The sequence below is a fragment of the Endozoicomonas sp. Mp262 genome (assembly GCF_025643335.1).
Taxonomy (GTDB): Bacteria; Pseudomonadota; Gammaproteobacteria; order Pseudomonadales; family Endozoicomonadaceae; genus Endonucleibacter.
Genome location: NZ_CP092489.1, coordinates 3,103,576 through 3,126,321, shown reverse-complemented (window position 1 = coordinate 3,126,321; position 22,746 = coordinate 3,103,576). Strand labels below are relative to the sequence as shown.

Below are 22,746 nucleotides of genomic sequence, written 5' to 3'. Positions count from 1 at the left end.
TATCTATCATACATTCAAAGGTCAATGTCCCTAATCCACTCTGGTGTCCGATACTTCCAACCGCGGAAGATTCTTCCTGAAAAAGGACTCAATCATATTGCAGGGTAACAACCTTGGCCGTTTAGTAATGGTTAGGCGGATAGAACTGCCACTAATAGAGTACTCCCCCTCTACACGACCAAAGGACGACACGGGAACAATAAAAGAACCCGCTGACGGATCCCCGGACATCTGACCATTATTTTTATCCATCAAATCTGAAATTTTATGGTACAAGGATTCCGCTTCAATGGAAAACTGAACCTCAAAAGGCTTGCAGGACGCCATGGAGTCAACTCAAACGTGGTTTAATAGAAACCGGAAACAGAGGAAAGCCATCCATCCTTCCAGTTATTTCCGGGGTTTTTCCTACAGTATGGAGTTTTTACTGCTACTCTGTCTATTCCCGGTAAGGCTCCTAGCCACGGGGTTGTATCAGTAATGGCTGCTCAATAGGCATAAACCGGCTAGCGGCGTTAATCAGTGAGGTGGCCGAAAACATAGGCACCCCATACACTTCAACACCCACTTGATGCTTCTGCCTCAAAGTGTGTACCAGTATGTCAAAATCCCCATCGCCAGAGGCCAAAACGATAACATCAGATTCCGAAGCACACTCGAGCATATCAATGGTAATACCCACATCCCAGTCTCCCTTGCTGGAACCATCACTGCGCTGAATATAAGGCTTGAGTTTTACCGTAAAACCAATCGCTCTCAATATATTCTGAAATTGCCTCTGTTTTTCATCCTGCCTGTCAATCGCGTAGGCGTAGGCATTAATCACTTCTCTTCCCTGAGTAATCTTTGCCCAGAATGCATTGTAATCAAAATGGGCACCATAAGCCTGCCGGGTGGTGTAATAAATATTTTGAACATCTACAAACACACTGATTTTATCGGGCAATGGCACTTCTCCAATTCATAAAAGTAATGGTGTATTAGGGGCTGTTGAGGTTTTATCATGCGCTCAGTGGTTCGTAAAGCGGCCTTACGCAAGGCGAACTGGCGCAGCGCGTAGTTATTCTACGCCAAGCCAGTTCAACACAGCCGAAAGGCCGCTTTACGAATCACCCGAAGGGCCAAAGCCAGCGCTTCTGTGCCGTCGTTACAGCAGCTTGAAAGACATTAGTATTCCTGCGCTGCTGCGCCTAGCCACGAAACCGCTGGCTTTGGCTGAGCACATGATAAAACCTCAACAGCCCCTAGCTATCAGTTTTCGGTTCCAATCTCCCGGGAGGAGAAATAGAGCACTGCCCCCGGTCGAAGTTGGGTTCTACTTCCTTATTAACAATCTTGCCAAGCTCATCTGCTCCACCAATATAATGACCATCGATCCAAATCTGGGGAACAGTCACCGGGGTTTTGGTGCCAATAATAGGTTTTACCCTGGCCAACATTTCATACAGCGCCCTGGGGTCACGGATCACATCATGGTACTGGTACTCAATACCTGCTTCATCCATGGACTGCTTTGCCCTGATACAGTGAGGACAGTTTTCCTTGCCAAAAACATGATTCCCCTCAATGGCTGAGGATCGGCTATAATGCTCGATCACTGCCTGGGTCAGCACCCCCCGGTTTAGCGCTGCCCCTTGGGAAATAACCCTGTCTTCAACCATAATAATGGGGGCATGCCACCCTCCCTTTTTCAGGGGCTTCCACCATTCACAGAGCCAGTCACGCATATCCAGCTCAACCGGTATGCCCGATAGTTCATTGTCAAGGGTGTCCTGAATAACATCTTTTGTCAGGGCACATTCACCGCAGGGGATTTTAATAGTAAAAGGCCCCCAGGATCCGGCCCATTTAAACACCGTAATCTTTACCTTTTCCACCACTATCCCCTTTAGAAGCAGCTTTATAAGGCTGCTTATTGTTTTTGTATCAGACAGGCTCGAGATCTAGAGCCCAAACCCGAATTAATCCTTAGCTCCAGAGTTTACTTTACAGGAAAAGCGCAAAAATAGCTGTTTGCTTAGAAAATGCATTTTTTCCTCTATTTATTATCTACTTGCTGGACTAACTGATCATAACTGATATCACCAAACCGGCTGTTCAACACCTGCTCTCTCTCTCGGAGATAGCTTTCAATACTCTCTTCACCCCCCTCACTTTCAAGCCCCCTGGCTCCAAAGGGACATAACTGATGAATTTGACTGGCTACCTCATTAACCATTAACTGATTCAAGGGCCTTGCTGGCTGGCAGCGAGGTACTTTGTCTACAGTACGTATCAGGAAGCCAATATTCATTAATTTATCAAAACAGTCTTCCATTAAATCTGCCGGTAGATTTAAATGCCGGGACAGCTCCCTGGCGCTCCAGCCCATTTCTCCAGAGACAAAACGTTTGGCCACCAGATAGCTGATTGTCAGCAGCAACCGTTCGTCCTGTGCCGGACTCAAGCGAAATTCATCTTTGCGAATTAGCTGGTTCTGCGGATTTTGGTGATAGAAGGCAATACTGGCTCCTACCAGCAGCATCAGCCAGCCAAGATAAAGCCATACCATAAAGACAATAGCAGAAGCAAAAGCCGAATAAATGGCCGTCTGGTTGCTGGAGCTGGCAATAAAAGTAGAAAATATCAGCCCCATCATTTTCCAGGCAATAGCAGTCACCAGACCGCCAATAAAGGCAGAACCAATGTTGACTTTGGTATTAGGGATATAAAAATAGATAAAGGCAAAAGCAAAGGCCATCAAAAACCACGGAACCAAAAAACCTGCAAAGGCTATCAGGTTACCCATTAATGGCAAAGCGGCTATGTATTCTACCACGGCATGACTTCTTACCGTTGCCGTAATACCAATAGAAAGAAAGATTAATAAAGGGCCTATCAGTATGACACTCAGGTAGTCACTAAACCGCTGGGAAAAGGTCCGCCCCCGCCGAATCTGCCAGGTATAATTAAATGACCCCTCGATTTTCTGCATCATGGCTATAACACTATATAGCAACAGACCAAGACCTACAGCACCTAAAACCCCTACCTTGATGTTATCAACAAAGCCAATAATGTTAGAGACCACATCAAACCGCTTCTCTCCCAACGGCCCCAACAAGTTATTAAGAGCAGGTTCAATTTGGTTATGGACCCCAAAACCTTTCAGGACTGAAAAACTAAGTGCCAACAAAGGCACCAAAGAAATGATGGTGGTATACACCAGGCTCATTGCCCGCAGGCTGAGCTGGCCATTAGTCAGATCTCGGCTTACTGCATAAATAATACGCAAAGTATACAATAATAATCGCTGAGGCCTGTGTTTTCTGGTTAAGTCTGTTTCCCAGAGCCACTGGTTTAGCTGAGCTGCTAACTCATGGGGGTTGGCAAGTTTCATAGATTTCTGGCATTACCACTAACTATTTATGCTAATACCTTAACAACTAAAGCCCTCTTCCGTCAGCAATAACAAGAGAGTCAATGATTTTCACGAGGAGTGTAGTAGTTCATTTTCTGTTGTGGAACTAAACCTTTTGCATAAACTGGAATACCCTCCTGTTCATCCTTCCTGGCACGTTTATTACCCTCATGACCCTCTTTGTCTTCTTTTTTCCGAAGCTGATTAATTGTACGTTTATATCTTTCTACAGTAATCTTTTCCTTAGAAACCTCCTCTCTTGCTTTAAGCAATGTGTCTTGAAGATTAATATATTTAGCTTGCATATCCGTAAAATTTTTATTTTCTGCTACTACTTTATTTTCACTCGCCGCCAGTTGCGCAGTCAATTTATTTTTTTCATTAATCAGTTCCTGCTTTTCCAAGTGAGCCTGCCTCAACTTTTCACTCAATTCTTTTTTCTTATTTTCTGCACGTTTAGCATCAGCCCTGGCCATATTGCTGTTTACTTTCAATCGCTCTACTTCTAATTTTAATGACTTATTCAATTGTTCACTATCTTTTTTTTGCTTTTCACAATATACACATACAGTAGATTTCTCAGAAGAAGTAGTAACCGGAGATACAGGTTGTAGCAGGACTCTATCAACGTTTGATGATTGGGCATTTTTTTTAAATTTAACTTGTTTTAGTACAGTAACTTTTTTCTCACTCTCTTTGCTCACCTGCAATTTAACCGATGAATCTGCCTCAGAGATCACTTTAGCTTCAGGATTTATTCTTTTAACTGGAACCTTTGAACCAGATAATGCAGCCCCTTTCTTTACTTTTATTAAATCAGACTGCTTTTCTGAAGTAGAGTTCATAATAGCTACCTGACTTTTCTTATCTTGAATTTTAACTGATTCAACAACTTCCTCTGAAGGGCTATTTTGAATAGCAGTCTTAAATCTGTTAACCAAGCAATCATTCCAATAGGAATCAACAACCTCACTCCAAATACCATCATGAAAACCCTCTTCAAACCCTTTTTCACATCTGGCATAATGAAGAGGCTCATCAGGCCTAAAAGCAATACTAATCGTTTTTGGTGATGAAGAATAGAGCACCATTAAATTATGCAGTGGTCCACTCCAGCCTACAAAGCAGTGACTCAAAAAAAGATCAACCTTAGGTGAAACTGTATATCTTCGATCAACAGTAATACTCTCTCCACTTATTTTGGCCATCTCTTCATAATCTGGCAGTAGCTTACCATAAAACTCAACATGCCTTTTTTGATAACACATATAAAGTAGCTCTTTCATCTTATAAATCCTATAACTATTCTTAGCCACCTCTTTTCTATCGGCAAATTTATTCTCTGAAAACTGTGCTTTAACAGAAAACTGACGAGTCAATTTCCCCATATCATTTGTATCATCTATTTCATCAACATCTTTTCCAGGCTCTGTATAATCTTTTCTTTCACTACGATTTATTATATTTTCAGGTGCACACTTCAACATAAAATCAAACAATCGCTCTCCCCAAAGCTCTGTATTTTCAAATGGAATACTAAACTCTCTTACTTTCACCTCATCTCTAGCAGTAACACTCATTTCCTTTGGAAAAAGAAGCACCTGAAATCCAACTTTTTCACAACCGTTATTACTTAAAAACTTAAAAACTTTATTTTGAACTCCTTTATCAATCTCACCCTTACCATCGACAGAAATCCCTTTCCTCATACTCTTATCAAGCAATTTTTTAATTCTCGGAACCTCAGTTATACGATCATGATAGAAGACAAAATAGACCTCTTTCCTGGTTTTGCTATCATCTTTTTTCTTTCCTGAAAACACTCTAAGTAGGTCATAGTTTGGTTTCAAATAAACTGGATGTTCGGCCAGTACGAGAAATCTACTTCTTGATCTAACGATCAGATAGCTATTGAATGATACATTTACTCTATTATAAAGAGAGTACTGGTCTTTAAATCCCTCTCCCTATGAAGTACGTCACTACAATCACTGATGAAGCTGTTTTATTAACTTTGAAATTCGCCAAACACTACGGACCTCTGAGATGTATAAGGGAAAGAGCCCATAGCCTTTTATTGAGCAATCGTGGCTTTACCCTTGAGCAAATTGCCGAAATACTTGAAATTAGATATCAAACTGCTTCTCAGTGGATTGATGATTGGGAAGAATATGGTATTCGTGCCTTGTACAAGGGGCATGGTGGCGGTAGGCCGTGCATATATGACGAATCCGAAGTGCAACGCATAAAAGAATTAGTGGCTGAAGAGCCTCGTCGCTTATCGTATGTCAAATCCAAGATCGAGGATGAAACCGGTAAATCTTCATCAAAAATTACTCTGGCAAACATTGTAAAAAAGCAGGGCTGGTTTACAAAAGACTCCGTAAATCATGCAAACATAAACGGGACGAAGAGCAATTCCATGACTGTAAAACTGCTCTGAAAGATGCCCAGGAAGCCGAGAGCAAAGGGTTAATCAATTTATTTTATTTTGATGAGTCCGGCTTTACCCAGGAACCTTGTGTGCCATACGGTTGGCAGGAAAAAGGAAAGCAGCTCAGAATACCATCAGTCAAAAGTAAACGCATCAACGTACTGGGGTTTATGAACCGAAGCTGTGAGCTATTTCATTATCCTGTTGTGGGTTCAGTGAATAGCGATACGGTGATTGCGGCCTTTGATGACTTTGCAGAGAAAATGGCAGATGAAAAATACAGCTCAAATGATCGTTACACGGTAGTTATGGTGGATAATGCCAGCATTCACACCAGCAAAAAGTTTTGTGCCAGAATTGATGACTGGATGATTGAAAAGAAATTGCTGGTCTGCTTTCTGCCAACATATTCACCTGAGCTCAACCTGATTGAAATCCTGTGGAGGAAAATAAAGTATGAATGGCTCAACCTCTTGTCAATCAAGAGCTTTGCGGAATTTGAAAAAGAAGTTGAACGGGTGCTTTTTTCATTTGGAGAGGAGTATATGATCTCATTTTCTAATACTGTCCGACTGGATGGTTAAATTATTCGAAAGCAATCTATACACTACTTATTATAAACAAAAACCCCACCCTCTACAGGCACCATTAATTGCTCTTCACAACGTAAACAAGAAGTTTGAAACTGTATCCGCCTCTCTTTTTTTATACCAATCTCATATAAACTATATAATCTAGGATTTGAGATAATAATAACTTTCACCATAAGATCTTCTTCGCCTTTATCTGGAAGATCATATTGAAAAAAAGGGATATTTTTTAATTCACCCTCCAACTCCTCCTCACCCATAGCCTTACTCTTACAAGGAGTGAGCGCAATCATTACCAATGCCAGAAACAACAAAGCATTTAAATAATAGTTTAATACCCAATATTTGAATAACATAACAACCAGCATTCATACTTTTCTCGACTTTAGAGTTACCAAAGAACAATAGTACGATTTTCATCTGAAATCGGTTAATAGCAACCATCTCCAAACAAAATACAAAGATGGTTGCTATGCTCACTTCAGATCATAAAGAGATCCTCCGGGAGCTTGCCTTATATACAACGTTTCTTGCTTCAGCGCTATCCCCAACAGCAGTACCTACGTTCTGCGAACTTCTTTTTGGCTGCATGCTATCCGGGCAAGGCTTTGTCACTCAGGCGCTGTTATCTATTAATAACTTTCAATGCGTATGGAGCAGTTACCACCATTGGCTCTCTCAAGGCAAGTGGCGGTGGAGGAGCCTCGCATGCCGGCTCATTCAGCTGGTATGCTCAAAAGTACCACGGGGTGAACTTATCAACATTGGTCTTGATGATTGGGTGGTGGAGCGTTTTTCTGACAAGGCTCCCGCTTGCCGAACCCATCACCAGCACAGTAAAAAAAGGAACCGGCCAACGTATATCTGGGGACAATGCTGGGTATCCCTGGCTGTTGTATTTGAGCGGGCTAAAGATGAAGTATTTACTGCCATCCCTGTGCTTTCCTTTCCATCTCCTGCTTCAGGCAATGCCAGTAAGCTAAAAATCGCTGTTGCCATGCTAAAAGTAGTGAGGCAAGAGGTGAAGGTGCAAGGACTGCGCTTGCTGACAGACTGTTGGTATATGAACTGGACGCTAATGCAACCCGTTCTGGAAATGGGCTATGAAGTAGTAGGGCAAATCCCGTTAAACCGGGCATTGTATGCCTTACCGTTGGAGTCCACTGCAAAAAAACGTGGGCGACCCAAAAAGTATGGCATCAAAATGACGCCCCCGGAAGTGGAGAAGCTACCGGAATATCAAACAACCGTAAGAATATACGGCAGATTTCGAAAGATACGTTATCGCACCCGGGTATGTCGGGCTCGCTTCCTGAAAGGCCGCAAGGTTCGGGTTGTCTGGGGTCGGTTTGAAAATGATAAAGGACTGACAGAAAGCCGTATATTCATTGCAACCAATACTGGACTTGAAGGTATAGACATCCTTCGTATTTATGCGAAAAGATGGCCGGTTGAACCCATGTTTCAGCAAATTAAACATTCATTTGGTTGCCGCCAGTTATGGCAGCAAAAGCTGAGAACTCTGTTGCGGTGGATGCATCTGAAGATGGCTGGATACGCATTATTGCAACTGTTGACCGTCTGTAAAAATCAAGCAAGCGTGGGCATTTCAAGGATTCCTTGGCGGGATCAGGATACAACCACCGCTGGCATGCTAAGATTTGCACTCGCAGGAATTATCCCCAGATTACCTATTCGTGAGGGCTGGAACCGATATAGCCAAAAATATGAGTTCAATTTTAATAGTTTGACTGACGGAATAGTCAAAGAAAAGAAAAAAGCGGCATAAATAGCGGCAACAACGCAATAATCAAGAATAATACCGAATCTGAAAAAACGTTTGGATGTATTTTTGCACACAATTTTTAAAATATAACCAAACGTTCATGTCATACTAACTCTAAAGTTAAGATACTTTTAACACCTGTAAGAAAAACAAATATAGCCTATAGATGCACATACTGTAACAAAATACATAACTGCCCGCTCATTTTTAAAAATACTTTGCCGTATAACCACCCTTAATTTTTCCGTCAATTAAATAGTGGTAGCAAACAAAATATGCAGTAATTGTACTATCACTTCCTACACTTACAAAAACAGAATAAGAAATGAAAAATACTTGGCTAAAATATAAAAACCGCGATATATACCACAATAGTTCTTTTAACCAGGCAAACAGTCATTCAAATCACCAAGACTCACATAGCGTAACGAGAGACATGCTTTTCATCTACTCTCTTCATAAGTATCCGAGCCAGTCCCTCTAAACACACTTTCGCCTTCAGGATCCACTCCTTCTAACACAACATAGCCTCATGCCATTATCAATAATATAATGCATGACCACCCAACAAAGAATAAAGTCCTTTTCTGCTAGAAAGACTGACACGGTTATCAACTCTATTCACATAATTAGCTGCCAATATATTTAAAAAGCAATCACACCGTTGACTCGCTTGAGACGCTTATTTTGATACGTTTGAAATCAGTCTACACCCTGAATAAAACATCCCTGATTATCAAACTTCACCCCAACAAGCTCAAAGCATCCTGAAGCTGCTTATCAGCATCATCAAACTCTCTGGTAAAGGGACTGTCAGGCTTTTCTGGAGTCCTGTTTTGGCTACTCCGGGAACGTTGATCATATTGCCCCCCATAACGAGTCTGCCGCCCTCCATGATAGCGATCATTTCGCGATGAGCGGTTATTAGCATACCTTGTTTGTCTACGACGCTGCGGCTGCTCCCATACAGGCTCCTCCTCTTGACTGCGGCCAGGAGAAATATGTAACAAGCGCTCCAGGCTGCCAATATCCGCCAAAGATAAAGTCAACCCTTTTCGATTACGGTAACCGTTCATAAAACGCTTGGTATCATTTTCAAGACCTAAACGTTTTGCTGAAAACATAATCGATATTAATGCTGATTCAGCATCTTCAACAGCGACTGTAGACCCAGCAAGGTTAATTTCAAATGTTTTGTTATCCCGGCGATCAATGTAAAACTGATATGGGCTGATCTCATTCAGATTAGACAGTAGATCCCTGATAAAACGAAAATCCAGTTCTGCGTATTTCACTTATAACTCTGTTTTTTACTAGACGTTATCATAATATCCGTGTACAGCCCCTTATTTCAATCAGAATTTGGCACATTTTATTAGATAAGGATAATTTTCTGCTTGTAGCACAGATTCATCAGCAGGTTCCTGCTCCTCTTTATATTCCAATATCCATTAAAACAAGCAGCAACAACCATGAATAAACTCATAGTAAGCCTACTCACTTCCCCATCACTGGCAGAATAGCCGGATACTTTCCTGCACGGTCATTCTGTATGATACCAGATCCCAAAGTGATATGAAAATTGGCAACCGCCTCCACGTCCCAAACCTTCTTACCTGAATATTAGATCCAGCTCTCACCTCAACATGAAAGCAAATGATAGGGTTGGCCCAGTTCTACCCGCAAATCACGCAAAAATTACCCCAAAAAAGACAGAAAGATCAAACCACAGTAATTGTAATAATTACTCCTCCTGACATATAAGAAAAGATATATTATATATCCCGAAAGCCTGAGAGAGCATTTTATGGAACATTGTCGTTTAAATATAACTTATAAGCATTAAATAAATCTATCAAATAATTTTTTATTATAAATATATAGTCAGTATTCCGGCTCAATGGACAAACAGGAAGTACCTGTGATGAACGACTATCATTCTATTAACTATTTCAAAGAGTCAGCTGTCATAAGATACTGTCTTGCTCAAAACTTTCTACCGTTTGAGATACTTAGCGATGAAGCTGTTTATAGTTCTAATTCTGGCTTTATTATTAGGGGCAAATAACCGTTTACATGCGAACGAATTTAATCAATGCCTATCCAGGCTTAAGCAACAGGCCAGCCAGTCGGGTATCTCGGAAAAAACGATAAGGGAAGGCCTCACCGAAGCTAAATTCTTGTCTGAAGTCATTCGACTTGACCGCTATCAACCTGAGTTTAATAAAACGCTTTCCGGTTATTTGGAAATCGCAGTATCAGATGAACGCCTGGCAACGGGAAAGCGAATGTTAAGCAAGTACCAAACTCTGCTCAACAAACTGAGGGAACAATACGGCATTCCTCCCCATACACTGATTGCATTTTGGGGACTCGAATCCAACTTTGGTCAAAATATGGGACATTTCAACATCATTGATTCCCTTACTACCCTGGCATGCGACAACCGGCGTAGTGCATTTTTTACCTCTGAGCTTATAGCTGCTTTAAGGTTGATGGATCAATACGGTTTTAGCCGGGAAGAACTGATAGGCTCCTGGGCTGGGGCTATCGGTCATACCCAATTTCTGCCATCAAACTATCTGCGATATGCCATAGCAGCCAAAGATAATGGCTCTCCCCCAGACCTCTGGGGAAGCATTCCCGACGCCTTGACTTCCGCCGCTTATTTTCTCAACCAGCTAGGTTGGCAAAGAGGCTGGAAATGGGGACGAGAGATTAATATTCCTCAGAATTTCAATTTCAGCCTGACCGGCCTGAACCATAAAAAAACATTGGGTGAGTGGCAGCAGTTAGGTGTTCGAACAGTGTTTAATGGCCCCATTCCTCCCCATGATGTGTCCGCATCACTTCTTATCCCTGCCGGGCACCAAAACACGGCCTTTCTGGTCTATCCCAATTTTGAAATTATCATGAAATGGAACCGTTCCATTCTATATGCCATTGGCATTGGTTATCTGGCTGACAGGCTTAATGGCCACCGTCCTCTAAGCAGTCCTCCAAAACCAGAACTCACCTTAAGCAAATCCCACATTCTAGCCCTGCAAACCAAACTAAATGCCATAGGCTTTAATTGTGGCAAAGTCGATGGCTTAACAGGTGCTGCAACCCACCAAGCAATTGCTAAGTTCCAGCTATCACGGAACATGATTGCCGATGGCTATCCAGGAAAAGAAGTCTTTGAAGCACTGGGAATAAAGCTAAATCTCTAGGACCTGAGTTCGACATAAGGAACTGATTTTATATAGCATAGCTACCACGCTGATTAGGGGTGGAGTAGTGCTGTGCTGACCAAGGTATTTTGCAGGGTAGACGATTTTTGCAAGCAATTTGAACCAAAGCTAAACCAGTATCTGATCGAGCATTGTGGCCGCAAGCGCATTCGTAAACAGTCTCTATCAATCAGCGAAGTGGCAACGATCGTCATCCTATTTCATGCTAAAGGCTATCGTTGTCTGAAGCACTTCTATATTAATCATGTCTGTAAATACTGGCATAAGCACTTTCACGGGCTAGTCAGCTACAATCGGTTTGTTGAGCTGATGCCACAAGCGCTTATGGTACTCTCAGCTTTCTTGCAGACACGATATGGCAAGGTGTCTGGCATTTCTTATATAGATTCAACCGGCATCGCTGTCTGTGAAAAAAGTCGGGCTCTGCGCCATAAAGTGTTTAAAGATGAAGCAGGCTGGGGTAAGTCTTCTACACACTGGTATTACGGCTTTAAGCTTCACCTGATTATCAATGATACCGGTGAGTTGCTGGCGGTTAAGTGTACATCAGGTAATACCGATGATCGTGCTGTTCTTGAAGATATGTGCTGCCACTTGTTTGGTAAGCTGTTCGGCGACAAAGGCTATATATCCAAGGCCAAAGCCCAGCTTTTAAAAGAAAAATACGATGTTGACCTGATTACGACGCGCAGGAAAAACATGAAACCTCAGAACCTGCCTGCTTTTGATAAAGTACTGCTGAGAGGGCGTGCAATCATTGAGACGGTCAACGATCAGTTGAAAAATATCTCTCAGATAGAGCACACCCGCCACCGCTCAAAGTTCAATTTTATGGTGAACTTGCTGGCAGGGCTTATAGCCTATACGTTTCAAAAAAAGAAGCCTTCTCTGAGCATTCAGCATACGGGGCTGGTTGAGTTGGTTGCTTAACCGTTATGTCGAACTCAGGTCAAGAGGTGTTTTGATTCACCACAGAAACACAAAGAGCACAGGATAAAACACTCCCTAGGCTTTTATTGATGGTCGGCTTGCCCACTTATAGATTTCCGCTACAGTAGAGATAAAACACCCCATCATCGCGAAGGTTAACCCAATAATAGTTACCGGACTAAACAGGATAATTAGCATTTTTTGTCGACTACTACCATTCCCTGAAGAGTTGCCATCAATGGCAAAGGTAGCGGCAGAGCCATCCCATGAGACATACGGAGACATTTGCCAAATCAAAATAGCAAAGGCTGCCCCACAAAATAACTTAATCAACAGCTTCATAGGCTTCCCCATTATTTAACCGGCAAGTTTATTGAAGCCATGCTCCGGACCTTTTCCAACGACAGTTGGAAGAAAACTGCCGACTGAGAAAGTCAGCCTGATCCGGTAGAATTCTTCGACTATTGACCAAAGCCAGGTATTCCGCAGTATTTGGGCGATATGGCAACGCAATCAGGGACATCCCCGTCTCCTCCAGCAAATGATTATCCTTGTGCTGATTACACCGTTTGCAGGCTGCCACCACGTTTTCCCAAACATCCCGCCCTCCCCTGGAACTGGGAATAATATGATCACGAGTCAGCATACTGCGATGAAATGGCTTGCCACAGTACATACAATGGTAACCATCCCTCTCAAACAACGCCGGATTACTCAGCGCCGGGTTATCACGGGGACGCACCAATTTTGCACCACCACAGGCAATGATACTGGGTAACTCAATCACTGTTTTATAGCCACTGATGCGATTAGTACCTCCACGAATACGGTAAATAATATCCCCCATACTCCAACAGACAAGATCTCTCGAATATAAACAGACCGCTTCCTGCCAGGTCAACCAGTCAATAGGTTGCCCGGCTTTATTTAGCCGGAGAATATGCATAAGTACGACTTCCGTTTTCCATAACGATTTTTTTGCAGATACCGTGCTCTGTTAACATAAGCTTGTAATACCAACAAAACCTCGACCTACTTTCTCTAGTTGTACCGAAAATTCAGGCCAGTTTAAACCTGTTATTTATTGATCAAATCATGATCAGCATCAGTGTTTTTTTATCGCAGCAAAAATATAATGGCAAATTTACTGGCTTAAGTAACAAGACTGTCTGAATGAATTCAACAATGATGGAACCGGTTCCGATATGCAAGCCATTGACGGTTTCCGCAAAAATTACCTGGCAGTAGCCCAGAATGGATCAACCCCTATTGATTATCCCTATACCTATAACTTTGCCACCAATACCGGTAAACAAATAACCGGTATGGATCTGGATAAGGATGGCAAAGTCGGTAGCCCCGATGATGCCATAGGCTTTGGCCAATACCATGGCCAATATGCATTTACCGTATTGTCACGCTACCCTCTGGATACGGACAACATGCGGACATTCCAGAATTTTAAATGGAAAGATATCCGCGCAACCAACCCGGTAATAGCAGATAAAGAAAGCTGCAATGCCGCCAGGGATAAAAAAGACAATGGTCCAATCTATAACTATTGCCTGAAAAATATCGGTAACGCCTGGTATACCGAGGAAGAGTGGAACAACCTGCCGCTCTCATCAAAAAACCATGTTGACCTGCCAGTCAAACTTCCCAATAACAAGACTGTACACTTCCTGGTATCCCACCCTGCTCCCCCTATTTCTGATAACCCCATCAAGCACAATACATTGCGTAATGCGGATGAAGTCAAATTCTGGGTTGACTATATATCCGGGAACCCTGCCGACAGCATCTATATCTATGATGACAAAGGCACTAACGGCGGCTTGATGCCCAATGCCTCTTTTGTAATTGCCGGGGATATGAATGCCGATGCTTATGTGGGGGATGGCGATAAAGGCCCTATAAACAACCTGCTAAACCATGAGCGAATTAATCAGCAAATCAGCTCAGGTAATATTCCAACCTCCTCGGGAGCCGTTGAGTATGTTCAGCTGGGCGTAGATAGCCGCAAGCTGTTTATCCGGAAAGCATCACCAATACCAGCAACCTCCATCTGGACCATGTTTTACCCTCTTCCGGCCTTAGCGTAACCGGCTCAGGCGTATTCTGGCCTGCATCAGATGAACCCTATCACTATCTGGTCAAAAAACAGGACTGCAAGAATCCCATGGAAAAAAATTGTTATGGGAAAGAAGTCGCCTCAGACCATAGGATGGTTTGGGTTGATTTAAAGCTCTAATTGATAATGCCAAAAAAGCTCCTTTTTATTATGAAAAAGGAGTTTTTATTTAAAATATTCTAACTAATCTACAGGAACACCATATTCTCCCATAAACAGCCTTAACTTTTCCGCCATTTCACAGAAAGGCCTGTTAGATTGCATAAACTTTTCCAACTCATCTATTTCCCGCAAGGGAAAATCCTCCTTAATGACCTTAAGCTCTTTATTTTTTACTGGCCTTCCATATTTTTTTAACCAGGCTAGTTTTTCACGGAAGTGAAATTTTCTAAATACATTATATAAAACTATGTGCGTATATCTTTCATTTACCAGAGCATCAGAATACTCCCAACTGAAATGTACCGTATCATCCGCACCATAAATTAATAAAATTAGTATTTCATCAACTTTCTGAGCATAGCTCAAAATATGATAATAATGATCATCAGTAAGTTCTCAATAACTGCTGGATAGCTGCAAAATTCTGATATACATCTATCCTTCCCTCATGCAACCCCCAATCAATCAAGAGCAAGTGTACTCACCTGCGAGATTACTGAATCTTGTTGCTCAGCAGCAAGGGCAGATTACTCAGCAGCAAGAGCAGATAGCGAAGCTTCAAGCGCTTGTTGAGGCACTGCAAGCGCAGATTCGTCGTCTTAAAAAACTGCCGCCAAAGCCTGATATCAGACCCAATACAAAACCAAAAGATGATGGTAAAAAGGGTGATAATGGTCCCGGTGATGACAACGAACCGCCTGATAATTCAGGGAAACGTAAGGTTGAGAAGCCTGGCGAACGAACACGAAAAAATCGCCAACAGCCTGATAAGCCAGCAACAGAAAAAATCATCACCGTAGAAGTATCTGATGTCCCGTCTGGTTCGACACCAAACGGATTTAGCTCTTTTTCTGTACAAGAGCTGACTATTCAGGCGTTCACGGTCGAGTATCATTTGGAGCAATGGCAGACGCCCGACGGACAAACCATCACAGCAAAACCTCCCGAAAGCCTGCATGGACATCACTATGGACCACAACTCCAGTCCTATTTGTTGTACCAGCATCACGGTTGCTCGGTGACTCAGCCGCAGCTGTTGGACTGGTTGTGGGATATAGGAATCTCAATGTCCGCGGGAGAACTTCATCGGCTACTCACTGAAGGTCATACTGACTTTCATGAAGAAAAAGACGCTTTGCTGGCAACAGGGTTCAAATGCTCCCGCTACATCCAGACCGATGACACCGGAGCTAGGCATAAAGGACAAAATGGCTACTGTACCATTATCAACAATGAGCTATTTGCCTGGTTTGAGAGCACAGGCAGTAAGAGTAGGGAAAACTTCCTGAGCCTCTTGCATCGCCCCTGGAAGACTTATTCCGTCACGCAGGACGCCTTGGACTATCTGGAAAAATTTGATTACCCGGAGAAGTGGCTAAGCATCATCAGGCAATACATGGGCGTTACGTTTTTAAACCGGGAAGCCTGGGAAGCAGCCCTTAACGACCATGGGCTAACGGGAAAGACCCGGCGCAAGCAAGCAGCAGAAGCGCTTATTTACAGCAGCTTAATGGCTCATGGTATGGGACACCTGACCACATTCAGTGATGGTGCTCAGCAGTTCAACGTATTCAACCATGCTCAATGCTGGGTTCATGCGGAGCGGGGATTGGCTAAAGTCCACCCGGTCAATGAGCAGCAAGCCAGTGCACAGTACTGGTGTCGTACATGGTTCTGGGCTATCTACAACGATTTAAAAGTCTTCAAGGCCAGCCCCGATAAAAGTAAAGCTCAAAACATACGTCGCGATTTCAAGGCCCTGACTAATACCCAGGTAGACTTTCCTGATTTACAGGACGCACTGTCAGGGCTGGTCGTTATAGAGAAGGAATTGCTACAGGTACTCGATGCTCCAAGCCTTCCGCTCCATAACAACCTGAGCGAAAGCCAAATACGGGAATACGTGAAACGACGAAAAATCAGCGGCGGCACAAAAAGCAAAGCGGGAAGAAAGTGCCGGGATACGTTTGCCAGCCTGAAAAAAACTTGCCGGTTGTACGGTTTATCGTTTTGGCATTATCTGAAAGATCGAATCATGGGCAGTGGCAGTTTTCCCTGGTTGCCCGACCTGATAGAACAAGCATCCAGCGACTTTTCGTGTGGGTTAACCAGCAGTTATTGAGAACTTACGATCATCATTTATTAAGAAAGCATTTGGATCAGCCCCATAGAATAACAAAATCGAAAGCATCTCCACCGTTTTTTCCCCCCATAGAGGGTAATGAAAAGAAATATTCTAGAATAGGCTGCTCTATTCTATTAAAATATTTTTTTAAGTCTGCTTTATCTTCAACCTGGTCTATAAAGCTTTGGACTCCAACAACATCCATATCGGCTATTAATTGTTCTAAACCATCATAGTTACCAGCCAGGCAAGCTGAAGAAAATAAAACTAAAACAAATAAAAATATCTTTTGCATTTTTATTTCAATTTTCTAGTTACAAAGACCGATTATAGCGTATTTTCATCTCCCATCGATGATTAAGCTTTTCTACATTTACACCTATGACAAAGAAACAGAAAATCTTTTTTCATGCTATTTTCCAGAGCTACTTTATGGCTATTTTAGAAAAACAAAAAAAAGCCCCCTTCCGGTCAACGGAACCAGGGGCCACTTAAACGCCTATCCTTGTTATGAGCGAGGCATCCATGCACTCTCTATCGATAATATCTTGTTTCCAGGTCGTCCTTATTGTTGTTTTTTTCAACGCATCCTTGCAAGATGCTATCGATAAAGCCAGACCAGGCACTCCGTTTCTTATAGTTTTGCTTCCTTGCGGGGCTTCATCCATAAAGCCATATGCCTGATTTGCAGTTTATTAAAAGCACACATTGTGCCAACTTTATAAACCTCCCCATTATCAACGCCTGAGGGAGTAACCCTCAAAAATCACCATAGGTGATTTCGGGTAGTTGGGGTCGATGACTGTCACGAACAGAAACAGCACCACAGTTTATCATCTTCAACAAGCAATATACTTGCCGACGAATGTCGTTTTTTACACAATACGTAGCAGCTGAATCCCACAATAACCTTAGACAATTCACAGCCTGCTAAAGTTAGCTGCCTAGCTGTCAGTGAATTTGTCAGCACTATAACAAAGGACAACTTTTGAACAGCTCAAACTATGATCTCGTGGTCTTTGGCGCCACCAGCTTTGTTGGAAAAATTCTGACCCGGTATTTACTCGAATACTTTAGTAACGGTTCTGATAACTGCAAATGGGCCATTGCCGGACGATCCCAAGACAAGCTTGAAAAGCTCAAACGAAAACTAGGTGACTCCGCGAAAGAACTGCCTATCTTGATCGCTGATGCAAAGGATGAAACATCCCTAAAAGCACTTTGTAACCAAACCCGTGTTATCATATCCACTGTCGGCCCCTATGCCCTATACGGAGAACCTTTGATAAAAGCGTGTGTTGAAACCGGTACAGACTACTGCGACCTGACCGGTGAAGTACAGTGGATCAAGCAGATGATTGAGTTTTATCAAGGTGAAGCAAAAGAGTCTGGTGCCCGGATTGTTCACTGCTGTGGTTTTGACTCTGTGCCCTCGGACCTGGGCGTCTATTTTTTACAGCAATATGCACTCAATGCTTTTAAGGAACCCTGTACCACTATCAAGATGCGGGTAAAAAAATTAAAAGGAGGGTTTTCCGGGGGGACTGCCGCCAGTATTGTTAACATCGTAAAAGAAGCAAGCAAAAGCCCCCAGCTCAGAAAAGACCTGGCCAATCCTTTTGTGCTATGCCCCGAAGGACACCGCTATAGCGCCATGCAATTCAATATTAAATCCCCCCGTTACGATGATGACTTTAAATCCTGGTCAGCACCATTCATCATGTCTGGCATTAATACCCGCATCGTTCACCGCTCCAACGCCCTGGCCAATAACCTTTATGGCGGTAATTTCAAATACGATGAGGCCATGCTGACAGGCAGGGGACTCAGAGGCAAAAAAAATGCAGCACTATTAACGACAGGACTGACAGCACTTATGGTAGGCGCAGCAATAAAACCCAGCCGCTGGGCACTCAAAAAGTTCATACTCCCCAAGCCCGGAGAAGGCCCATCCCCAAGGAAGCAAGCTAAAGGCTTTTATGACCTGCATTTCCTTGGCTCAACTGAAAGTGGCAAAACAGTCTACACACGCGTAACAGGTGACCGGGATCCCGGGTATGGATCAACAGCAAAAATACTGGGTCAAGCTGCCATTTGTCTTGCCTACGACATAGCAAAGAGTGATCAACCAGGTGGTTTCTGGACGCCGGCCACCTTGTTTGGCCACAAACTGATTGATCGCTTAACGGAGTATGCAGGACTGACTTTCCAGATTATGGCTAACAGCGATTAAATTGAAAAAACCTATTTTTATAAACCACGCCTTGCCCTGACCTATCAAACAGCAGCTCCCCAACTGGGCGTGGTTTTATTCAATGGATATTCACACGGTTATACACGAGTCACAGATTTTGTGGATAAAGCATTGGGTAACCCGTTAGTTGCAACAAAAATAACGTAAATTATCGTATAAAACAAAACTGTCTATTTTTTAGACACCCTTGGATAAACCACTGAAATTAGTCAATATAGGAAATAGGAAGGATTTTATTCACACCAGCCCTGAAAATTTATTCACTGTTGCGAATGATTAATGCCAATCACCCATAACAGTTGCATAAACTGTGGTTAGAATGAGTGACTGGTGTTATCTGACAGGATAAGAAAAGTAATAGAATTCCCACAGGCATTCTGGCCGCAAAACAGGTCTGTATAGAATACAAAAGTCATTGTTGGAAGCATAATGCTCGGCCTGATGCCTTTATTTAAGTAAAAAAAGAGTCTTTTAATGTATCTAGTTCCGACACATTCTTCTTAATATATCCATAGCTTTATCAGCATCTACGACAGCATTATTATAAACCTCAGGAGGAAGGCCAGGGTGATCATCTGCTATCTCAACCCGGGCAAATAACTTTCCTTTTGCTCCCATTCCATTAACCAGAACGATCTTATCCAGTGCAGTAATCGTTATTTTGCTGGTTTGAGAACTTTCAAGCCATATTTTTTCATTATTAAAGAAACCATTGACGGTAAACATATGGTCGACCCGCCTTACCTTTACGGCATCGCCTGCCCTTAATTCACCATCCCATGATGACGGCCTTTGCAATATGGCCACTCTGGCACTCAATCGGCTTAACCTCTGAAAAGGTCGTGGTAACGCACTGCAGCGTATATCCTGCCAATCAGGCTGTTTTGAATTTCCCGAGATCCAGCAGTTGGCCTCCCGATCAAAAACAGGTCGCTGACAAAAGCCACTGAATCCACCCTCATCCCATACGACAAAATTAAACTTTTCTGGAAGCTTGCTCCATATTTTTTCATGCATGCTCATCTTATTGTCCTTATTCCCTGCTGCCACCGGATATCCCCTTCAGTGCGCTATTCCTGAAAGCACTCCACTCGTCAACCCGAATATTCCGGGTAAAATGCCTAGGGGCTGTTGACGTTTGATCGTGAGCTCAGTGGCTCCCTCCCTTCAAATTATTATCACATATTGCCTAAACACCCTAGCAATCTCGTAGAATTAACTGTTTTTTATAAATAGGGCATCGTCTTCTATCAATAATCGATCAAAAAACAACCTAATCTGTTTAATGCTTTTTTTACCGTCTTGCAGAAACTAACTCAGTGCTTTTCCAATGGCTTATCCACAAGAGCAGTGGAAAGGTGTCTTTTCATCACGACGGAGGCTCTGGAAATACAAAATTTTTATATTCTCCAAATATAAACCTCCGTACCTCTGCCTGGTATAAAATACCTTGTACTATGACTACAGTAGGGCAGTCTACTGTCAAACAGCCTCTAGGGGCTGTTGAAGGCGCGAAATACAGTAATATTCATGGATTGGATTATATCCCAAGCACTGGATTTACCGCTTCGCTCCGCTCTTTTTCTGCCTTGATACGCAGGGTTCGTTCAAGTAGTTGACTATAGATTGGACGACCACCCAACCACTGGGCAACCAGTGTAGCTCCCAGACACGTAATAATCATAGGTAATATCAGTGAATAATTATCCGTCATTTCAAGTACCAGCACAGTGCCGGTTAATGGTGCCCGGACGGTTGCAGCAAATAGCGCTCCCATACCGGCAATGGCAAAGACACCCGGGCTTGTCACCAACTCAGGAACCAGGGCGTTCGCTATATAACCAAAAAACAAGCCAGCCAGGGTTCCCAGAGCCAGCATAGGCGCAAAAATACCTCCGGGAGCACCTGAACCATAGAAGACCATGGTCAAGGCAAATCGCAATATAAACAGGCTAAATAATGTGAAGAGCGAAAGCGGTGTTTGAACAACATCATTAATAACTTCCAGTCCACCACCGGTCAGCTCTGGTGTTGTAATACTTAAGCCAGCCGCCAGCATACCCAGCAAACAGCCCAGAATCACAAAGCGATACACACTGCCAGCGACTAGCTTGGCATAACCATCCAAAACCACCAGCAATACTTTGTTAAAGAAAATTCCCAGAAAACCAAACAAAGTTCCCAGACCGAGGTACAACCAAAGAGATTGAAGCGGCTGCTCATGGAACACGGGCATGGACAGGGCTGGTGATTGATCCATCCACATTTGTACTACCAAGGCTCCGGCAATGGTACCGATAAACACCGCTTTCACAGAGGTAAAGCCATAACGGAACTGCAGACGCATCTCTTCGATAACAAATAAAATACCCGCCAGAGGTGCATTAAAAGCGGCAGCCAGTCCTGCGGCTGCGCCAGTGGCTAATAGTATATGACTGCTGTTATTGCTGAGCCGAAACAAATCAGCAATCATTTTTCCGGAATAGGCCCCCATTTGAACCGAAGGTCCTTCCCGACCGAGAATCATGCCACTGGCCATAGTACAGATACCCGCAATAAACTTCACAGGCAGAACCCGTTTCCAGGGTGCCGGACGAATATCCTCAAGGGCACCTTCTACCTCTGGAATGCCACTGCCCCCAGCCACAGGAGCAAACCGAAACACCAGCCAAAAGCCAAACCCTGCCAGCAATCCAGCGCCAAATACCAGCACCACTTCGCTAGTCTCACCACTACTGGCTAATATTATCCGAAACTCCGTTAGCCAGGACTCCACCCAGGCATACATTCCGGCAAAAGCTCCACCAATCAATCCGGCCAACAATGCCATGATAAATAATGCAGGTGACCGCTCTCTTACCGGATTAAAAGAGAAGTTCTTTTTGCTATTTTCTGGCCGCATCCTTTGTCGCTGCATAGAAATTCAATGCCCTCGTAAAAAATAACGCACACTACAGCGCTGGCCATTTACAGACTGGTCCTGTAGCAGCATACGAATATGGTTGTTAAATATTGGAGTTTGGGTGCGAAGACAATAGTTCACCCCGGATATCAAGCATCCGGGGTTATGTTCTTTTGACCTGAAAAAAAGAACCGTACGGCATAGCTATAGTTTAAGGGTATCTAACCAGCAGAAACCTACCTGGCCTTGCCAGAAGGAGCCGATCATTGTTGCCGTTTTCAATTGAAGATAACCTGATTATCAGGTTGCGACAATAGCGGATGGTACGGATAAGAACTATACCAAATGAAATTTTTGTCAAGAACTATCCAGTCACTATGAAAGCACAGAAATAACGTTTGAATATCATAACCATGCGCACTCTATTTTCTATAGCTGAAAAACCCTTGACACTTCACCCAAAAAGACAGAACCACCCCCAGCTTCTATCCACGGCCATCATACAGCCCTCTCCAGCCAATAAATATCACCCTATCCTCGCCCTGACATGCGCCCTCACCACCGCAGCCAGCAGAGGCGGATTATCCGCAAAAAGAGTGGTTAACTGGGCAACAGATAATTGGCGTATCGCACGATAAATGGACATATGATAGATTTCACGGCTCATAAGAGTGTTCCTCGTATCTCTTCTGCCTGCCCTTTGACCTGACCCCAACAGGGAGTTAAGGACAACCTCTTTTCTTGTTCTGTAAAATTTTTGGAATAAAGCACCCATCATGGGGAGTGCTCGTGTAGCTAT

General features: G+C 43.2%; 22 protein-coding genes. 8 read left to right on the top strand and 14 right to left on the bottom strand.

The window, feature by feature from the left end; genetic code table 11:
• Window positions 1–30: 30 nt before the first annotated feature.
• The 5 genes from MJ595_RS13740 to MJ595_RS13720 all read right to left on the bottom strand — a co-directional run bounded on the left by MJ595_RS13740 (window position 31) and on the right by MJ595_RS13720 (window position 5,250).
• Window positions 31–327, bottom strand: a complete 297-nt coding sequence (locus MJ595_RS13740; protein WP_263078498.1) for a hypothetical protein — start codon at window positions 325–327, stop codon at window positions 31–33.
• Window positions 328–457: 130 nt separating this feature from the next.
• On the bottom strand, window positions 458–946 hold the full coding sequence (locus MJ595_RS13735; protein WP_263078497.1) for an NYN domain-containing protein: 489 nt from the start codon (window positions 944–946) through the stop codon (window positions 458–460).
• Between the two features lie 298 nt (window positions 947–1,244).
• Complete coding sequence (locus MJ595_RS13730) at window positions 1,245–1,877, bottom strand: hypothetical protein (protein ID WP_263078496.1); 633 nt, start codon at window positions 1,875–1,877, stop codon at window positions 1,245–1,247.
• A 161-nt stretch (window positions 1,878–2,038) separates the two neighbouring features.
• Window positions 2,039–3,379: a YihY/virulence factor BrkB family protein gene (locus MJ595_RS13725; protein ID WP_263078495.1), complete on the bottom strand. Its 1,341-nt coding sequence runs from the start codon at window positions 3,377–3,379 to the stop codon at window positions 2,039–2,041.
• Window positions 3,380–3,459: 80 nt separating this feature from the next.
• Entirely contained in the window at window positions 3,460–5,250 is a 1,791-nt protein-coding gene (locus MJ595_RS13720; RefSeq protein ID WP_263078494.1) for a hypothetical protein, read from the bottom strand.
• A 119-nt stretch (window positions 5,251–5,369) separates the two neighbouring features.
• On the opposite strand from MJ595_RS13720, the gene MJ595_RS13715 reads away from it, so the two are divergent.
• Together MJ595_RS13715 and MJ595_RS13710 are read left to right on the top strand one after the other, a co-directional pair.
• A complete protein-coding gene (locus MJ595_RS13715) occupies window positions 5,370–5,843 on the top strand; it encodes a helix-turn-helix domain-containing protein (RefSeq protein ID WP_263078037.1) in 474 nt (157 codons plus the stop codon).
• Window positions 5,765–6,418, top strand: a complete 654-nt coding sequence (locus MJ595_RS13710; RefSeq protein ID WP_263322427.1) for an IS630 family transposase — start codon at window positions 5,765–5,767, stop codon at window positions 6,416–6,418. Before MJ595_RS13715 ends, MJ595_RS13710 begins: the two co-directional genes overlap by 79 nt.
• 23 nt (window positions 6,419–6,441) lie before the next feature.
• Here the strand turns inward: MJ595_RS13710 and MJ595_RS13705 are convergent, their stop codons facing one another.
• Window positions 6,442–6,780 carry a hypothetical protein gene (locus tag MJ595_RS13705; RefSeq protein WP_263078493.1) on the bottom strand — a complete coding sequence of 113 codons (339 nt, stop codon included), beginning with the start codon at window positions 6,778–6,780 and terminating at the stop codon, window positions 6,442–6,444.
• Window positions 6,781–6,887: 107 nt separating this feature from the next.
• On the opposite strand from MJ595_RS13705, the gene MJ595_RS13700 reads away from it, so the two are divergent.
• Entirely contained in the window at window positions 6,888–8,213 is a 1,326-nt protein-coding gene (locus MJ595_RS13700) for a transposase (protein WP_263078492.1), read from the top strand.
• Between the two features lie 740 nt (window positions 8,214–8,953).
• On the opposite strand, the gene MJ595_RS13695 is transcribed toward MJ595_RS13700, so the two are convergent.
• Entirely contained in the window at window positions 8,954–9,505 is a 552-nt protein-coding gene (locus tag MJ595_RS13695) for a hypothetical protein (RefSeq protein ID WP_263078491.1), read from the bottom strand.
• A gap of 723 nt (window positions 9,506–10,228) precedes the next feature.
• Here MJ595_RS13695 and MJ595_RS13690 point away from each other — a divergent pair.
• Together MJ595_RS13690 and MJ595_RS13685 are read left to right on the top strand one after the other, a co-directional pair.
• The gene (locus MJ595_RS13690; RefSeq protein ID WP_263078490.1) at window positions 10,229–11,422 is read left to right on the top strand and encodes a lytic murein transglycosylase; all 1,194 of its coding nucleotides are present in this window, start codon (window positions 10,229–10,231) and stop codon (window positions 11,420–11,422) included.
• 72 nt (window positions 11,423–11,494) lie between these two features.
• On the top strand, window positions 11,495–12,373 hold the full coding sequence (locus MJ595_RS13685) for an IS982 family transposase (protein WP_263078216.1): 879 nt from the start codon (window positions 11,495–11,497) through the stop codon (window positions 12,371–12,373).
• A gap of 75 nt (window positions 12,374–12,448) precedes the next feature.
• Here MJ595_RS13685 and MJ595_RS13680 read toward each other — a convergent pair whose 3' ends face one another.
• Window positions 12,449–12,715, bottom strand: a complete 267-nt coding sequence (locus tag MJ595_RS13680; protein WP_263078489.1) for a hypothetical protein — start codon at window positions 12,713–12,715, stop codon at window positions 12,449–12,451.
• Window positions 12,716–12,743: 28 nt separating this feature from the next.
• The gene (locus tag MJ595_RS13675; protein ID WP_263078488.1) at window positions 12,744–13,319 is read right to left on the bottom strand and encodes an HNH endonuclease; all 576 of its coding nucleotides are present in this window, start codon (window positions 13,317–13,319) and stop codon (window positions 12,744–12,746) included.
• Window positions 13,320–13,542: 223 nt separating this feature from the next.
• On the opposite strand from MJ595_RS13675, the gene MJ595_RS13670 reads away from it, so the two are divergent.
• On the top strand, window positions 13,543–14,475 hold the full coding sequence (locus MJ595_RS13670) for an endonuclease/exonuclease/phosphatase family protein (protein WP_263322508.1): 933 nt from the start codon (window positions 13,543–13,545) through the stop codon (window positions 14,473–14,475).
• Window positions 14,476–14,687: 212 nt separating this feature from the next.
• Here MJ595_RS13670 and MJ595_RS13665 read toward each other — a convergent pair whose 3' ends face one another.
• Window positions 14,688–15,032: a hypothetical protein gene (locus MJ595_RS13665; RefSeq protein ID WP_263078487.1), complete on the bottom strand. Its 345-nt coding sequence runs from the start codon at window positions 15,030–15,032 to the stop codon at window positions 14,688–14,690.
• A gap of 82 nt (window positions 15,033–15,114) precedes the next feature.
• On the opposite strand from MJ595_RS13665, the gene MJ595_RS13660 reads away from it, so the two are divergent.
• The gene (locus MJ595_RS13660) at window positions 15,115–16,788 is read left to right on the top strand and encodes a transposase (RefSeq protein ID WP_263078486.1); all 1,674 of its coding nucleotides are present in this window, start codon (window positions 15,115–15,117) and stop codon (window positions 16,786–16,788) included.
• A 37-nt stretch (window positions 16,789–16,825) separates the two neighbouring features.
• On the opposite strand, the gene MJ595_RS13655 is transcribed toward MJ595_RS13660, so the two are convergent.
• Window positions 16,826–17,086, bottom strand: coding sequence for a hypothetical protein (locus tag MJ595_RS13655; protein WP_263078485.1), 261 nt, complete (start codon window positions 17,084–17,086; stop codon window positions 16,826–16,828).
• 693 nt (window positions 17,087–17,779) lie between these two features.
• Here MJ595_RS13655 and MJ595_RS13650 point away from each other — a divergent pair.
• The gene (locus MJ595_RS13650) at window positions 17,780–19,024 is read left to right on the top strand and encodes a saccharopine dehydrogenase NADP-binding domain-containing protein (protein ID WP_263078484.1); all 1,245 of its coding nucleotides are present in this window, start codon (window positions 17,780–17,782) and stop codon (window positions 19,022–19,024) included.
• Window positions 19,025–19,525: 501 nt separating this feature from the next.
• Here MJ595_RS13650 and MJ595_RS13645 read toward each other — a convergent pair.
• The 3 genes from MJ595_RS13645 to MJ595_RS13635 all read right to left on the bottom strand — a co-directional run bounded on the left by MJ595_RS13645 (window position 19,526) and on the right by MJ595_RS13635 (window position 22,614).
• A complete protein-coding gene (locus MJ595_RS13645; RefSeq protein WP_263078483.1) occupies window positions 19,526–20,068 on the bottom strand; it encodes a hypothetical protein in 543 nt (180 codons plus the stop codon).
• 517 nt (window positions 20,069–20,585) lie between these two features.
• Complete coding sequence (gene clcA / locus MJ595_RS13640; protein WP_263078482.1) at window positions 20,586–21,962, bottom strand: H(+)/Cl(-) exchange transporter ClcA; 1,377 nt, start codon at window positions 21,960–21,962, stop codon at window positions 20,586–20,588.
• 511 nt (window positions 21,963–22,473) lie between these two features.
• Complete coding sequence (locus MJ595_RS13635) at window positions 22,474–22,614, bottom strand: hypothetical protein (protein WP_263078480.1); 141 nt, start codon at window positions 22,612–22,614, stop codon at window positions 22,474–22,476.
• Window positions 22,615–22,746 lie beyond the last annotated feature (132 nt).

Bases quoted from the DNA above. Each gene is read 5' to 3' on its own strand.
- clcA (WP_263078482.1), bottom strand. From the start codon at position 21,962: ATGCAGCGACAAAGGATGCGGCCAGAAAATAGCAAAAAGAACTTCTCT.
- MJ595_RS13700 (WP_263078492.1), top strand. From the start codon at position 6,888: ATGGTTGCTATGCTCACTTCAGATCATAAAGAGATCCTCCGGGAGCTT.
- MJ595_RS13715 (WP_263078037.1), top strand. From the start codon at position 5,370: ATGAAGTACGTCACTACAATCACTGATGAAGCTGTTTTATTAACTTTG.
- MJ595_RS13645 (WP_263078483.1), bottom strand. From the start codon at position 20,068: ATGAGCATGCATGAAAAAATATGGAGCAAGCTTCCAGAAAAGTTTAAT.
- MJ595_RS13660 (WP_263078486.1), top strand. From the start codon at position 15,115: ATGCAACCCCCAATCAATCAAGAGCAAGTGTACTCACCTGCGAGATTA.
- MJ595_RS13675 (WP_263078488.1), bottom strand. From the start codon at position 13,319: ATGCATATTCTCCGGCTAAATAAAGCCGGGCAACCTATTGACTGGTTG.
- MJ595_RS13635 (WP_263078480.1), bottom strand. From the start codon at position 22,614: ATGAGCCGTGAAATCTATCATATGTCCATTTATCGTGCGATACGCCAA.
- MJ595_RS13655 (WP_263078485.1), bottom strand. From the start codon at position 17,086: ATGCAAAAGATATTTTTATTTGTTTTAGTTTTATTTTCTTCAGCTTGC.
- MJ595_RS13725 (WP_263078495.1), bottom strand. From the start codon at position 3,379: ATGAAACTTGCCAACCCCCATGAGTTAGCAGCTCAGCTAAACCAGTGG.
- MJ595_RS13690 (WP_263078490.1), top strand. From the start codon at position 10,229: ATGAAGCTGTTTATAGTTCTAATTCTGGCTTTATTATTAGGGGCAAAT.
- MJ595_RS13705 (WP_263078493.1), bottom strand. From the start codon at position 6,780: ATGTTATTCAAATATTGGGTATTAAACTATTATTTAAATGCTTTGTTG.
- MJ595_RS13680 (WP_263078489.1), bottom strand. From the start codon at position 12,715: ATGAAGCTGTTGATTAAGTTATTTTGTGGGGCAGCCTTTGCTATTTTG.
- MJ595_RS13740 (WP_263078498.1), bottom strand. From the start codon at position 327: ATGGCGTCCTGCAAGCCTTTTGAGGTTCAGTTTTCCATTGAAGCGGAA.